The following is a 15,016-nucleotide window of genomic DNA, read 5'->3' as shown; positions in this document are numbered from 1 at the left end:
GTGGTGGTACACATGACGTTTCCGTATTGGAATTAGGTGATGGTGTCTTTGAAGTAAAATCTACTGACGGTGATACTCACTTAGGTGGTGATGACTTCGATAACGTGATCATCAACTGGTTGAATGAAGAATTCAAAAATGAAAACAATGGCTTTGATCTGAAAAAAGACCCAATGGCATTGCAACGTTTGAAAGAAGCTGCTGAAAAAGCGAAAATTGAATTATCAAGTGCAACTTCTACTGAAATCAACTTACCATACATTACTGCAGATGCAACTGGTCCAAAACACTTAGTTCGTACATTATCACGTGCTAAATTTGAGGCTTTGGCAGCTGACTTGATCAAGAGAACAATCGCTCCTTGTGAGTCTGCATTGAAAAATGCTGGTTTCAGCAAATCAGATATCGATGAAATTATCTTAGTAGGTGGTTCTACGCGTATCCCTGCAATCGTTGATGCTGTAAAAGCATTCTTCGGAAAAGAACCTTCTAAAGGTGTAAACCCTGACGAAGTTGTTGCTTTAGGTGCTGCAATCCAAGGTGGTGTTTTGACTGGTGAAGTAAAAGATGTATTATTATTGGATGTTACTCCACTTTCATTGGGTATTGAGACAATGGGTGGTGTGATGACTAAATTGATTGAAGCAAATACAACTATCCCGACTAAAAAATCGGAAACATTCTCGACAGCTTCAGACAACCAACCATCTGTGGAAATCCACATCTTACAGGGTGAGCGTCCAATGGCAAGCCAAAACCGTACAATCGGTCGTTTCCATTTGAACGATATCCCACCTGCACCTCGTGGAGTGCCTCAAATTGAAGTTACTTTTGACATTGATGCCAACGGTATCATCAAAGTGTCAGCAAAAGATAAAGCAACTGGTAAAGAGCAAAACATTCGTATTGAAGCATCTTCAGGTTTATCTGATGACGAAATCAAACGCATGAAAGAAGAAGCTGAAGCAAATGCTGATGCCGATAAAAAAATGAAAGAAGAAGCTGACAAAGTAAATGCAGCTGACGCCCTGATCTTCTCAACTGAAAAACAATTGAAAGAATATGGTGACAAAATTTCAGCAGATAAAAAAGCACCTATCGAAGCTGGCTTAACAAAATTAAAAGCGGCATATGAAGCGAAAAACTTCGCCGATATTGATGCAGCTTCTGAAGAATTGCAAAATGCTTGGAACGCGGCTTCTGAAGAGATGTACGCAGCTTCTCAAGGCGGTGCACAACAACCTCAAGGAGATGCTGGTCAAGCACAAGGCGGAAGCCAACAAGGTGGTGATGACGTAACTGACGTAGATTACGAAGAAGTGAAATAATCACTCCTCCTGATAAATAAAAAGCTCCGAGCCTGTATAAGCTCGGAGCTTTTTTTGTTGTAAAACCCGCCACCTCGAGCTTTACATTTCGAAAAGAAAAAGTTTTATCATCTATTTTTAGGTATCAACCTTAACAGACGGTTGCTATTTACGATAGTGGCTCAATATGCCCTTGTCCAATGTCGCCCATATCCCCGCTGGCATATCCGCTTTTTTCAAGGCATAGTTTGTCCAGGTATTACAAGAGTAAAACATGCTATAAGCACCTTTAGCTTCATAAAAGGCATCTGCATCATTGTATTGCGCATCTGTCTCGACCAAGATAGGCTTCCCCTCACGCAGGTCCAAAGAATCATAGATATACTTCACCAGTGCACGATATTGCTTTTCGTTTATTTTATATCCAAAGCACAAATCGTCTTCTTCGATAGTGTTATAATAGGTTACATGCATAGCGGACTCTCCCAGACCAAAAGCAGCTACAAAAGCCGTGGATGCCTTAAGATCTTTCCATTCTGGTGTGTCCAAATAAAACCCCTTATCCCCCCAACCTATACCCATATACCGATAGTCCGTTTTTTTACCGACTGTATTGGCATAAGGAAACACGTTGGACCAATCCAGCTCTTTCATGACAATCGGCAACACAATATCCGTATGTACACCGTTGGATTTGACAAACACCTGAATGGTCTGATCTGAAGAGATCTCTTTAGATGAAGCGGAGAGTCGCGACAGACAATACTCTGCAACAATATATAAAACACAAAATCCTATAATTCCTAAAATAATATATCCTAACACCTTACCTATTTTTTTCATTTAAATAATTCCCTTTTTTATCATAATCCAACATGTGGGTCTAATCTTGGCTACTCCAGTGTTTCCATTTCCTACAACACGACTACCATTCGCAACATTTGCTCGATTAGGCACAAAAAAACCTGCATTGTTGCCAATACAGGTGAAAGATAAGCTATTTCTGCTAGCTCTTAAAATAACTTCTCTGGATAAACACCATCCGCAACTAATTTAGAAATTGATTCCTGCACGATAGGTTTATCTTCTTTATAAGTCACTCCAAACCATTTTGATGAAGTTGGGATCACTTTAAAATCGGCCAGTTTATGTTTCACCATATAATCTGGAACCGAAGGGATAAAGAACTCCGCCTTTAAATTCTCTTTGTTTTCCTCAACAAAAGAAGGGAACATCGCTTGCGCGACTTCGAATATTTTTGGTGTAAAACCCCAAAAGTTCATCGAAACGCGCGTCTGTGGGTCCAAATCGTGTTCAACGCCATTTTCCTCATAAACAATTTTACGATCATCGCCCTCACCTTTGTAATAGATGTTGGTACGCTCGGTAACACTTTCCATATGTCCAGAAGCACTAACTTCGCAGACACCGCGAGATACATACCCGTAATCAGACATTGTATTACCCACTTGAAAGCCCATCAATGACATCTGTTGATCTGATACCTCGGTCGTTAAAAACTTGGCCATTTTGTCGAAAGAATCCGAACCATAGAAATCGTCTGCATTGATCACACAGAATGGTTCATTCACCTTATCCTTAGCGCTCATGACAGCATGTGCTGTGCCCCAAGGTTTCGTTCTTTCAATGACGTGATTCACGCCAAATTTCGTTAAATCAAAATCTTGAAAAGCGTAGTCTACTTCTATTTTACCTTCCAATTTTTTATCAAAAACGTCTTTCATCTTCTCCAGAAATTCTTCCCGGATAATGAATACCACTTTTCCAAATCCTGCGCGAATGGCATCATAGATTGAATAGTCAATAATTGTCTCGCCGTGTGGGCCAAAACCATCTACTTGTTTTAAAGAACCATACCGGCTAGCCATTCCTGCTGCCAAAATCAAAAGGGTTGGTTTACTCATATTTAAATTGTGTTAATAGAACTTCTTTTCGTCCGCAAACTTAGCTAAAATTGCCCTTAAAAGCAAATGTAGCTAAGTGCCAAACAGTTGTTAAAAATAGCTTATCGGAACGAAAATTATTAAAAAATTAGTGTTATTTCTTCTTTAAGAATGCGTTCAATAGCCCTGTTGCCAATTTACCCAAAAGCTTGACCCCTTCTCGTGCAAGTGTCGTTGTCGCGGTACGCTGCGCCGCTTCCAACGGTGTTTGCCTTCTCGATGTTGGCCTGTCGGCTTTGGCGGCTTCTTTCTCCGCTGCTGCGCGCTGTTCCTCCTGTTGCACGACCTCCATTTTCTCATCGATCATCTCAGCCGCCGAACGATTTTCCTGTCTTTCCTGATATTTTACCTTCAGGTCTGACTGATTAATAATCTGATTGATTGTCGCATCGTCTGCGGGGCCCATCACAGCCCGGGCAGGTACCAGATGAGTCGCCACCACTTCCGTAGGAATCCCCTTATCATTCAGCACAGTAATTAAGGCCTGGCCGGTACCCAAAGAAGTTAAAATCTGATCAATCTCGTAAAAGTCTGATTTAGGATAGGTTTTGACTGTTTTTTTTAGATTTTCGGCATCATTGGGTGTAAAGGCCCGCAAAGCGTGTTGTACCCGGTTTCCCAATTGCGCCAATACGGATTCCGGAACATCTGTCGGAGACTGTGTACAGAAAAACACACCGATTCCCTTGGAGCGGATAAGACGGATAATCTGATCAACTTGCGTTAAAAAGGCTTTGGAAGCTCCGTTGAAAAGAAGGTGCGCCTCATCAAAGAAAAACACCAATTTCGGCTTATCCAGATCCCCTACTTCGGGCATATTCTTAAACAGCTGGGCGAGCAAGCTCAATAAAAAAGTCGAATAAAGCACTGGCTGATCCTGTACATCAGAAATATTTAGCAAACTGATAATACCCTTGCCGTCAACTTTCTGAAATAAGTCATTGATATCAAATTCCTTCTCACCAAAGATATGAGCAAGTCCCTGTTGTTCCAAAGCGACGATCTTACGCAAGATAGTCCCCGAACTTGCTGAACTGATCTTCCCATAATCGTTCTTGATCTCTTCGCTTCCGGGACCGTCAGCGAGATAAGTTAACAATTTCTTGGTATCGGTAAAGTCTATCAATGGCATCTGATGATCCTGTGCGTACTTAAACATGGCCGCCAAAACGCCGGTCTGTGTTTCATTCAGCTCCAGGATCCGGCCCAACAAGACCGGCCCAAAATCACCTATCGTAATTCGCATCGAAATTCCTTTGTGCCCCGACAGCGAATACAATTCTACCGGAAAACTTGCCGGTTCAAAGGGTAGCCCTACCGCATTTCCACGATCCAATAAGGCTTGATTGGTAACACCGGGGACGGCAAGACCAGAAAGATCGCCTTTTACATCCAGCATAAATACAGGCACGGAGGCATCCGATAACTGCTCAGCAATCAGCTGAAGCGTCCGCGTTTTTCCTGTTCCTGTGGCACCGGCGATCAGTCCATGGCGATTCATCATTTTCAGCGCCAGATTGACCTTTGCTTCGGCTAAAATTTCACCATTCAAAATACCAGCTCCCAAATATATAAAAGCCCCCTTGGGGTTATAAGAAGCTTGAACCTTCTCGATAAATTGTTCTTTATTTGCCATAGAAAAGGCTTAATATTTATAATTCATAACACTATTGAAAATTTTCCAAAAAATAATCTTTTCGTCACAATTTCGTGCCAAATTTCATTTTTTATGTACTTTTAATTTGAAATTAACATAGAATTGCTATTTTTACCATGTAAAACAATATCATTAAAGGTACTAAAAAATGTTAAATAAGAGATTTAGATTTGTGGCAGCATTCTTATGTGCGATCATCTTTTTTACAAAGATGGCCATCTCTATATCGCCTATTTTTTCCAATAGTTTAGACCAAAACACGATCCTTCAAATTGTTTTACAAATAGAAATCGAGAACAACAATGGCGCAAGCACAGACACGCTTGAAACTGCCTCAAAATTTTTCAATACAAAAACTGACGAACCCATTGTATTCGAAACAATCATTGTTGAGAACCAAGGAAAACAAAAGAATTACCTAAAAAACGAGAAAAGCATTTTAGCTTTCCATCCTACGGTTCCAACGCCGCCTCCTAACTGTTAATAAATACATCCTTATGGGATGTATTCAAATTATCCACATACTGAACCCCAGTATGCGGCTTCTTATTGATTTTTCCTGATAATGCCAATGCAAAAAGCATCGAGTGCCCTTCAATCGGTACCCATTGCTATAGCAATAGGCTGCTTCGAGAAAATTTATTATACAGATAAACACAAATTTTATGTTTGGAACTCGTACGTCGGCTTTTCTGAAACTTTCGAAAAGAGACTTAAAATATGATTTCCCTGCTAGTGTTGTGGTGTTTTTGGTGGCACTTCCATTATGTTTGGGAATTGCAATGGCCTCAGGTGCGCCATTGTTTGCAGGATTATTGACTGGTGTAATTGGTGGAATCGTTGTTGCTTCAATCAGTAAATCACCACTCAGTGTAAGTGGACCGGCTGCAGGTCTCACAGTTATTGTTCTAGGTGCAATTCAGAGCTTGGGTGCTTATGAAACCTTCCTCCTTGCGGTTGTCATCGCAGGTGTGGTCCAGGTGATCCTTGGTATTCTAAAGGCGGGTATGATCGGAAATTATTTCCCTTCCGCCGTTATTGTTGGTATGTTGGCCGCTATCGGTATTACCATTATTATGAAACAAATCCCTTTGGCATTGGGATTAATTGAAACACACGCTTTTGAATTGGACAATGGACACGGTATAGGAGCATATTTTGACACCATTGCCTCAGCCATCAATTTTGGCGCATTGATTATCTGTGCCCTATCCTTAGCGATCTTAATCTTTTGGCCATCGATTCCTAAATTGAATAAGGTACCGGCACCATTGGTTGTTGTGATCGTTGGCGTAGGCTTAGCCTATCTTTTTCAGGGATCTTCCTTTCAGCTACTTGACAAACAGTTTGTTCTTGTTCCAATTGTAGGCTCATTTGCTGAATTTACAGGCCTGTTCACTTTACCTGATTTCACACAGATTGTCAACAAGGATGTTTGGATAGCTGCATTTACCATTGCTATCATCGCCAGTCTCGAAACATTATTGAGCATTGAAGCTGTCGACAAGATTGATCCCTATAAACGTAATACGCCGACTAACCGTGAATTAGTCGCACAAGGAATCGGGAATATGACCAGTGGACTTTTGGGCGGTTTGCCATTGACCTCTGTTATTGTACGCTCATCAGCCAATGTCAATGCGGGCGGAAAAACAAGACAATCAGCCATTATGCATGGTATCTGGCTACTTGTTGCCATGTTGGCTATTCCGACTATGTTAAATATGATTCCTTTGGCATGTCTTGCAGCCATTCTATTGCACACAGGCTATAAATTGGCTAAGCCGAGTCTATTTTCTTCAATGTATCGAAAAGGGTTGGATCAATTCATTCCATTTTTCGTGACTATTGTAGCTATTGTAATGACAGATCTATTAATGGGTGTTGGGATCGGAATCGTTGTGGCTACATTCTATATCCTACGGGCAAATATGAAAAATGCCTTTAAGTATAAGATCGAAAAAGACAACGAAGAAGATAAGGCGGTGATCACATTAGCGGAGGAAGTGTCATTTCTGAATAAGGTCCCTATCCAACAGAAACTGTATAGTTTGCCAAAATCAGTAAGTAAGATCCGTATCGATGGGACATTCAGTAAATTTATCGACAAGGACGTGATTGAAGTCATCAAGGACTTCGAACAGAACGCAAAAAGTAAAGGCAAGGAAATCGAGCTTTTACAGGTCGTATATAAAAAATAAAGTTGTTTCAAATAAACAATAGATTTAGAAATTTGTATTAATATAAAATTGAAAAAACGCCTTTGGGCAAATAGAGAATATGGAAAATAAAGATTTAAAAATAGGATTTGACAATATTATTAAAGGGAACAAAGAGTGGATGGATTTCGTAAAAAATGATACTACAGGACGTTTCCAACAACTTGCAAAAGGTCAAAATCCCGAAATTCTTTGGATTGGTTGTGCAGACAGCCGTGTACCGGCCAATGAATTGACTGGTACAAAACCCGGGGAGGTCTTTGTACACCGTAACATTGCCAATATGGTCATCCACTCAGATATGAGTTTATTGAGCGTACTGGATTATGCCGTCAACGTGTTAAAAGTAAAACATGTTATCGTAGCTGGACACTATGGCTGTGGTGGTGTGGCCGCATCTTTAAGCCGCAATCAATACGGTATCATTGATAACTGGCTTGGCCACATCAAAGATGTATACCGCTTGCATAGCGAAGAGATTGATGGTATCGAAGAGAATGAAAAGAAAGTAGACCGTTTAGTTGAACTCAATGTCAAAGAACAGGTTTTTAATCTTTGTTCTACTTCCATCATCCAAAATGCATGGAAAAATGGCCAGGCACTTGCCGTGCATGGTATGGTAATCAATATCGGAACAGGTCAATTGATTGATCAAAGTTGTACATTTACAAGCAATGAATCCCTTGGAAAGGTATTCGCTTTCAAATAGTAACAAATCGGTAAAAAGGGACGGATCTTCGTCCCTTTTTTATTTCAGATCATCGCTGCGCCAGCAGTCGCAACTATAGCGGGTATTTTTCGATTGATTACCTGCTCAGACTAAGCTGAATATCTATCATATCCTAGCTAATATCTCGCTTCTAATAATTAACTTTGTATTATGAGTGAAGAAAAATCATTAAATTTTATCGAGGAAATTGTCGAAGAAGATCTTCGTACAGGAAAACATGGCGGACGTGTATTGACACGTTTTCCTCCTGAACCAAATGGTTACCTCCACATTGGTCACGCCAAATCCATCTGTTTAAATTTTGGATTGGCACAGCAGTATAATGGCAAGACTAATCTACGTTTTGATGACACTAATCCTGTCACTGAGGATACCGAGTATGTTGAAAGCATCAAAAAAGATATTCAATGGCTAGGATTCCAGTGGGCAGAAGAATTATATACTTCAGATTATTTTGAAACACTTTACGGCTATGCTGTAGAACTTATAAAAAAAGGACTTGCTTACGTGGACGATAGCACTGCGGAAGAAATTGCGGCAGCAAAAGGTACCCCGACAGAACCGGGTATTCCAACGCCGTACCGCGACCGGTCCATAACAGAAAATCTGAACTTATTCGCAGATATGCGAGCAGGAAAATATAAAGATGGTGAGAAAGTACTCCGTGCAAAAATAGATTTGGCGAGTCCAAATATGCACCTACGCGATCCATTGTTGTACCGCATCAAACATGCCCACCATCATCGGACGGGAAATCAATGGTGCATCTACCCAATGTATGATTTTGCCCACGGCCAATCGGATTCCATTGAGAAAATCACGCATTCGATCTGTACATTGGAATTTATTCCGCATCGCCCACTCTACGATTGGTGTATTGAAAAGCTGGAAATTTTTCCTTCCAAACAATATGAATTTGCACGCTTAAACATGACATATACAGTCATGAGCAAACGTAAACTATTGCAATTGGTCAATGATAAGTTTGTGGAAAGCTGGGATGATCCCCGTATGCCAACTATCTCTGGCTTGAGAAGAAGAGGATATACTCCCGCGAGTATTCGTAACTTCTGCGATAAGATCGGCGTTCAAAAGCGTGAAAATATGATTGACGTCAGTCTATTGGAATTCTGCATCCGTGAGGATCTCAACAAAACCGCCTGGCGTAGAATGGCTGTTCTCGATCCGATTAAATTAGTGATCACAAACTATCCAGATGGTCAAGTAGAAGATTTAGTCGGTGAAAATAACCCTGAAGTTGAAGGTGGTGAAGGCCACAGGATCATACCTTTTTCCAAAGAACTATGGATAGAGCGCGAAGATTTTATGGAAGATGCTCCAAAAAAATTCTTCCGTCTTGGCCCTGGGCTTTCAGTTCGTCTAAAACACGCTTATATCGTTACCTGTAACGATTTCGTCAAAGATGAAAATGGAAAGGTAACAGAAGTACATTGTACTTACGTCCCTAATTCAAAATCTGGTGAGGATACTTCCGGACTAAAAGTAAAAGGAACAATCCATTGGATTTCTGTTCCGCATGCAAAGGAAGCCGAAGTAAGATTATATGACAGGTTGTTCAATGATGAAAATCCAGCTGCAGCTGAAAATTTCAAAGAATCTATCAACCCAGCAAGTTTACATGTGGTAGAACGTGCCTATATCGAGCCGGACTTAGCGAACGCCACTCCTGGTAAAGGTTATCAATTTATACGTTTAGGTTACTTTACGTTAGACACACATTCGACTCCAGCACATCTGGTCTTTAACCGTACAGTGACGTTGAAAGATTCCTGGGGAAAAGAAGTAAAGAAAAATGGTTAAGTAAACCAAACAATAAAAAGCAAAGGGTCGGAAACAATTCCGACCCTTTGCTTTTTATATCATAAAACAACCTACCACCCAAATCTGCCCTCTCTCTTTCTAAACATACACAGACAACACCGCTTGTCCACATTTAGAAGAACAGCAAATGATAAAGGTACATCTTTTCTGCCAAGCTGTAAATTATTTCATTCAGTTTTTAACTTGATTATCGTCATTCACGCAATGCCCTAAAACAAATAGTTTTACAGCAAACAAATACCATTAACGATATGAAAAAGTTACTATTTCTTGCTTTTGCACTTACACTCGGTGCTTTAAATTTACAGGCACAGAACAGTCCTGAGCAACGCTGGCAGATGCGTCTTAGAGGAGTCGCGGTAATGCCCAACGAATCGGCCAATATCAGTACTATTGGTGGCGACATTGCGATCAACACAAAATTTATCCCAGAACTAGATTTCACTTATTTCTTTACCAAAAATATCGCCGCGGAGTTGATTTTAGGAACAAGCAAACACAAGGTCAATACCGTTGGCTCCAACTTAAGTGCCATAGGAGGTAACACCTCCGCAAACGTAGATTTAGGTAGTGTATGGCTCCTGCCTCCGACCTTGACAGCGCAATATCATTTTCTTCCGGATGGAGACCTCAGGCCCTATGTAGGTGCAGGGATAAACTATACAATTTTCTATAGCGCAAATGAGGGTCCCACGGTAAAAAACGTAAAGTATGATAATACGTTTGGATTTGCCACACAACTCGGTATTGATGTCAAGCTTTCAGAAAAATATTTTCTGAATTTGGATGCTAAGTATATTCTCTTGAAGACAGATGTTCAAGTGGATGCGTCCAACTTGGCTCCGAACTTATCAATACCGGCGAAAGTTGATATCAACCCCTTTCTTTTGGGGATCGGATTCGGCATGAAGTTCTAGTATTTCTTTAAACTCCCTATATAAAATGAGGCACCTTCTGATCGTTCAAAAGGTGTCTCTGAATTTCTACTCAATACCATACCATTGCTGATACTGCTTTCTCAACCCCTCGACACGCGCCAGTCGTTTGCTATCTTTGGCCGCCAATAAGATATCTCGATAACGATCTACTGAGTCCAATGCCGTCTGCATATCGCTCCATTCAAAGCCTAGATTTTTTTTATCTAATACCAATTGGTGTAAATAGTCCATATTTTGTGAAACATAGTCCAAGTTTCTGTCTACGATATTTCCGGCCAGGTGTCCTTGTCCAGAACGGTATAAGCTGTCAATGATATCCGCATAGTTAATCGCATCTGACATCGCATATACACGATCCGGCAATTGGTCATATGCTTTCTTGGCCACTTCACCAGCTTGTTTAACCTGTCCTTTTTCCAACAGTAACCGTGCTGTCTTTCCAAAAATATCCCGCGCATACATACTCGAGAAGCGAAAGGAATCCGTATCCAAATAAGTTGCATTTTTGACATTTCCCCAATGATATTTATGCATGATATTATCATATAATGCTTCGACGTTGACCAAAGCAGGTATTTCCTCAGCATTCGTTTGCTGTTCACTGGTAGCAGCGACCGGCATTAGCCTTGAAGCAAATCCTTCATTGACAAGATATTTATCCAGCCCTAGCTTAATATCACCGGGCAGCATATTTGAAAAATAGATCGGTCGATCCCAATGATTATTTTCAAGAAGGGAAAGCAAAGTCAAATCTGATCGACTTAAATGATCCCCGGGGATTTCCCATTCCATTGTCGAAACAACTGCATGTTGTAAATAGGTTGGTACGGCGTTCTTTTTCAACACCTCAGCTTTATCAATAGCCAATCTAACCTTCTTAGACGGAAAGTAATTCTCCAGATTTCCCGAATTCAGCTGAACTTTATAATCTGGATTATCAGAAGTAACAAATTGCAATAATTGTTGGATGTCAACCGCAGCATTCAACTGTCGATCAACGAAAGGGATATAATCCCGAATACCCTTTTTTGTTTTTTCTGCAGGTATCGTTATTGGAAGTCCCGCAGCCTGATAAGTTGGTTTCTTAACCTGCTGCATGTACCAATCACCCGTTAAGTAACTCAGTACAACTATTCTTACGTCGGGACGAACACCTTCAACCTCCTGCAAATACCATAACGGAAAGGTATCATGATCGCCATAGGTAAACAAAATCGCATTCGGCGCACAGGTTTCAAGGTAATTGCGCGCAACATCCCGCGCCAGGGATTTTTCGGAACGATTATGATCATCCCAGTTCTGATGTACCAGAATAATCGGTCCTCCCAAAAGTGCAAAAGATACCCCTGTAGCTAAAGCATAACGGGTATGAAGGAAACGCTTAAAAAAGCGCACCAATGCTATTGCGCCAAGCCCGATCCAAATAGCAAAAGCATAAAAGGATCCCGCATAAGCATAATCACGTTCACGGGGTTGTAATGGTGTCTGGTTGAGATACACGACAATCGCTATACCCGTAAAGACGAATAACAATGTTAACACCAAAGTGTAGGGCTTATTGTGTTTGTATAACCAAATCGCTCCTACTATACCTAATAATAAGGGAAGGAAAAAATACGTATTTCGGCTGGGATCATTTTGCTGTGATTCCGAAAGGTCATATTGTCCGCCAAGACGCCAATTGTCCAATAGCTTCAATCCTGAAAGCCAATTCCCATCGGTATATGTTCCATAACCCTGTTTATCATTCTGTCTTCCAGCAAAATTCCATAAGAAATAACGTGCATACATTTCGCCCAATTGAAAATGAAAGAAAAACTTAAAGTTATCGGAGAATTGCGGCTTTTCACCGTCTTTTAACTTGAGATAACTTCTATAGTAAGCTTGATGATTTGCATCCTGGCTATAAATACGGGGAAAAAATGTTTCTCGATCAAAATCATACTTATCCACCTGGGTAAATGCCGTGTAATTGGACTCATCTTTCCGATAACTGGTTTTATTTTCTATGTCCACAGCTTTCGAATCGTAATAAGGCCCTTTCACCAAAGGTTCCCGTGTGTATTGTTCCCGTCCCAAGTAACCCAAAAACGAAAAGACATTATCTGGTGCATTATTATTGAGGGATGGATTCGCTTTACCACGGATCAATACCATGGTATAGGAGCTATAGCCAAACAGGATAAAACAAAATACCAATAAGGCTGTGTTTAATGTATACTTCCGGTTTCTATGCGAATAAAAAAGACCATATACAACGACGCCACCGATAAGTACGCACAAGAACAGAATTCCAGACCCAAACCCCAGTCCGAGTGAATTCACAAATAACAGGTCTATTTTGGAAGCAAAACCTACCAACCACTGAATGACACCCCAAAGAATTGCTGCCAAAACCAACAAGCCTAATAAAAATGCCGTTAAAACACCTTTCAGATTAATTTGCGAAGTCCTTTTAAAATAGACCACCATGGCTATGGCTGGAATAGCCAACAGATTCAATAGGTGCACTCCGATCGAAAGTCCCATGACAAAAGCAATAAAAATCAACCAGCGGTCGCTTCCATGCTGATCTGCCCGCGCTTCCCATTTGAAAATTGCCCAGAAAACCACTGCCGTACAAAGCGAGGACATCGCGTACACTTCAGATTCCACAGCGGAATACCAAAATGTATCACTGAAGCTGAAAGCCATTGCCCCGACTGTCCCTGCAGCGAAAAGCTGTAGGTAGTAGGAGAAAGTAGGCTGCTGTGGCTTCTTCAAAATTTTCTTGGCTATAGCAGTGATTGTCCAAAACAGAAATACCACGGTCAAACCACTACAGATCGCCGAACCAATATTCATCCAGTAGGCTATCTTTCCGACGTTACCGAGTGCGAGATTGGAAAAAACATTCTGAATAAGCAAAAATAAAGGTGCACCGGGCTGATGGGCCACCTCAAGTTTGTAGGCACAGGCAATAAATTCACCACAGTCCCACCAGCTTACGGTCTTTTCAACGGTAGCAATGTAGACAAGCGTGGCAATAAGGCCACAGGTCAAACCGAATAGATTATTTAATTTATTGTACGCCATAAGGTCAATTGGTATAAATCTTTATTCCTTTTAGTACTTTAAATTAAAGAGTTATCTCGATTTAAAAATGTTAATTAACACTATTTAACATCATGATTTAATAAAAATATTTTTCTGAGGACGCTGCTTCTATAATGAAAAGAGAAATACAGTTTTTTAAAGGGAAGTGATGCCAACATCCGCCCGCTATGCACGACAGGCGACAATCGGATGGACAGAAATTCGTTTCACAGAGACATAGACGTATTTCTACTATAGTTTTAATAAAAAAGCGAGGGACTCTTCCCTCGCTCTATTTATATTTTTAGACTAATTTTTCAACAATCTTTTTGGTTGGGCCGGGATTACTCATGGTGTAAAAATGCAACACTGGCGCACCAAATTTGATCAGTTCCTGACATTGCTGTACAAGCCATTCTTCACCTACTTGCCTCACATCAGCATTGGTTTTACATGATGCAACTGCATCACTCAATTCCTCCGGAATATCCAAATGGAAAATTCGTGGCAATGTGACCAACTGTTTTTTTGTCGTCAAGGGTTTGAGCCCCGGGATAATAGGCACATGAATTCCGTTGTCGCGGCATTTGGTCACAAATTCCTTGTATTTTTCTACATTAAAGAACATCTGCGTCACGATAAATTCCGCCCCCATATCGACTTTTTGTTTCAGGTATTTAAAGTCCGTATTGAAATTAGGTGATTCAAAATGTTTCTCCGGATATCCGGCTACTCCGATACAAAAATCAGTTTTTTCAGATGTAATAATATCTTCGTGGAGATACTTCCCCTTATTCATATCCGTGACCTGTTCCAATAGATCCGTAGCAAAAGCGTGACCACCTTCAGTTGGAATAAAATCAGCATCTCCTTTGCGCGCATCACCTCGCAGCACCAACACATTGTCGATACCCAAGAAATTCAGGTCAATCAAAGCATTTTCTGTTTCCTCTTTGGTAAAGCCACCACATATCAGATGCGGCACTGCATCTACCTTATACTTATTCATGATAGCAGCACATATCGCCACTGTGCCCGGTCGTTTGCGATAGGATACTCGCTCCAATAACCCGCCAGCATGTTCCTTATAAATGTAATCTTCACGATGATAAGTTACATCTATAAAAGGCGGTTTAAATTCCATCAGCTCATCCATTGTTTTAAAAATACTTTGGATGCCCTGTCCCTTTGCAGGAGGCAATAGCTCAAAAGAAAACAATGTTTTTCCTTTAGCATTCTGGATATGATCGGTAATCTTCATTAAAAAACTGTTTTAAGTTTGGG

Annotated in this window: 11 protein-coding genes; 6 read left to right on the top strand and 5 right to left on the bottom strand. The window is 40.7% G+C overall.

The annotated features are described in order from the left end of the window. Window positions 1–1,328, top strand: a 1,328-nt coding sequence (gene dnaK, locus B4G94_RS21490) for a molecular chaperone DnaK (protein ID WP_286861848.1), incomplete at its 5' end; no start/stop codon positions are given. A gap of 144 nt (window positions 1,329–1,472) precedes the next feature. Here dnaK and B4G94_RS21485 read toward each other — a convergent pair. From B4G94_RS21485 to B4G94_RS21475, 3 genes are all read right to left on the bottom strand, one after another. After that, a complete protein-coding gene (locus tag B4G94_RS21485) occupies window positions 1,473–2,150 on the bottom strand; it encodes a TIGR02117 family protein (RefSeq protein ID WP_286861846.1) in 678 nt (225 codons plus the stop codon). A 170-nt stretch (window positions 2,151–2,320) separates the two neighbouring features. Continuing rightward, window positions 2,321–3,232, bottom strand: coding sequence for a sugar phosphate nucleotidyltransferase (locus tag B4G94_RS21480; protein WP_286861844.1), 912 nt, complete (start codon window positions 3,230–3,232; stop codon window positions 2,321–2,323). Between the two features lie 133 nt (window positions 3,233–3,365). Then, complete coding sequence (locus B4G94_RS21475) at window positions 3,366–4,907, bottom strand: helicase HerA-like domain-containing protein (protein ID WP_286861842.1); 1,542 nt, start codon at window positions 4,905–4,907, stop codon at window positions 3,366–3,368. Between the two features lie 169 nt (window positions 4,908–5,076). Here B4G94_RS21475 and B4G94_RS21470 point away from each other — a divergent pair, with 169 nt between their 5' ends. From B4G94_RS21470 to B4G94_RS21450, 5 genes are all read left to right on the top strand, one after another. Next, entirely contained in the window at window positions 5,077–5,412 is a 336-nt protein-coding gene (locus B4G94_RS21470) for a hypothetical protein (protein ID WP_223581658.1), read from the top strand. 181 nt (window positions 5,413–5,593) lie between these two features. Beyond that, complete coding sequence (locus B4G94_RS21465) at window positions 5,594–7,129, top strand: SulP family inorganic anion transporter (RefSeq protein ID WP_286861839.1); 1,536 nt, start codon at window positions 5,594–5,596, stop codon at window positions 7,127–7,129. Window positions 7,130–7,208: 79 nt separating this feature from the next. After that, window positions 7,209–7,856: a carbonic anhydrase gene (locus B4G94_RS21460; RefSeq protein WP_108634797.1), complete on the top strand. Its 648-nt coding sequence runs from the start codon at window positions 7,209–7,211 to the stop codon at window positions 7,854–7,856. Window positions 7,857–8,027: 171 nt separating this feature from the next. Continuing rightward, complete coding sequence (locus B4G94_RS21455; RefSeq protein WP_286861836.1) at window positions 8,028–9,698, top strand: glutamine--tRNA ligase/YqeY domain fusion protein; 1,671 nt, start codon at window positions 8,028–8,030, stop codon at window positions 9,696–9,698. 272 nt (window positions 9,699–9,970) lie between these two features. After that, window positions 9,971–10,636 (top strand): OmpW/AlkL family protein, encoded by a 666-nt coding sequence (locus B4G94_RS21450; RefSeq protein WP_286861834.1) that lies wholly within the window; start codon window positions 9,971–9,973, stop codon window positions 10,634–10,636. Between the two features lie 66 nt (window positions 10,637–10,702). Here the strand turns inward: B4G94_RS21450 and B4G94_RS21445 are convergent, their stop codons facing one another. Then, complete coding sequence (locus B4G94_RS21445; RefSeq protein WP_286861831.1) at window positions 10,703–13,732, bottom strand: DUF2723 domain-containing protein; 3,030 nt, start codon at window positions 13,730–13,732, stop codon at window positions 10,703–10,705. A gap of 304 nt (window positions 13,733–14,036) precedes the next feature. Further along, window positions 14,037–14,993 carry a methylenetetrahydrofolate reductase gene (locus tag B4G94_RS21440; RefSeq protein ID WP_286861830.1) on the bottom strand — a complete coding sequence of 319 codons (957 nt, stop codon included), beginning with the start codon at window positions 14,991–14,993 and terminating at the stop codon, window positions 14,037–14,039. Between the last annotated feature and the right edge of the window lie 23 nt (window positions 14,994–15,016).

The sequence above is a fragment of the Sphingobacterium sp. UBA7625 genome (assembly GCF_002484085.1).
Taxonomy (GTDB): Bacteria; Bacteroidota; Bacteroidia; order Sphingobacteriales; family Sphingobacteriaceae; genus Sphingobacterium; species Sphingobacterium athyrii.
This window is presented reverse-complemented; position numbering and strand designations above follow the sequence as displayed.

Bases quoted from the DNA above. Each gene is read 5' to 3' on its own strand.
- B4G94_RS21485 (WP_286861846.1), bottom strand. From the start codon at position 2,150: ATGAAAAAAATAGGTAAGGTGTTAGGATATATTATTTTAGGAATTATA.
- B4G94_RS21480 (WP_286861844.1), bottom strand. From the start codon at position 3,232: ATGAGTAAACCAACCCTTTTGATTTTGGCAGCAGGAATGGCTAGCCGG.
- B4G94_RS21475 (WP_286861842.1), bottom strand. From the start codon at position 4,907: ATGGCAAATAAAGAACAATTTATCGAGAAGGTTCAAGCTTCTTATAAC.
- B4G94_RS21470 (WP_223581658.1), top strand. From the start codon at position 5,077: ATGTTAAATAAGAGATTTAGATTTGTGGCAGCATTCTTATGTGCGATC.
- B4G94_RS21465 (WP_286861839.1), top strand. From the start codon at position 5,594: ATGTTTGGAACTCGTACGTCGGCTTTTCTGAAACTTTCGAAAAGAGAC.
- B4G94_RS21460 (WP_108634797.1), top strand. From the start codon at position 7,209: ATGGAAAATAAAGATTTAAAAATAGGATTTGACAATATTATTAAAGGG.
- B4G94_RS21455 (WP_286861836.1), top strand. From the start codon at position 8,028: ATGAGTGAAGAAAAATCATTAAATTTTATCGAGGAAATTGTCGAAGAA.
- B4G94_RS21450 (WP_286861834.1), top strand. From the start codon at position 9,971: ATGAAAAAGTTACTATTTCTTGCTTTTGCACTTACACTCGGTGCTTTA.
- B4G94_RS21445 (WP_286861831.1), bottom strand. From the start codon at position 13,732: ATGGCGTACAATAAATTAAATAATCTATTCGGTTTGACCTGTGGCCTT.
- B4G94_RS21440 (WP_286861830.1), bottom strand. From the start codon at position 14,993: ATGAAGATTACCGATCATATCCAGAATGCTAAAGGAAAAACATTGTTT.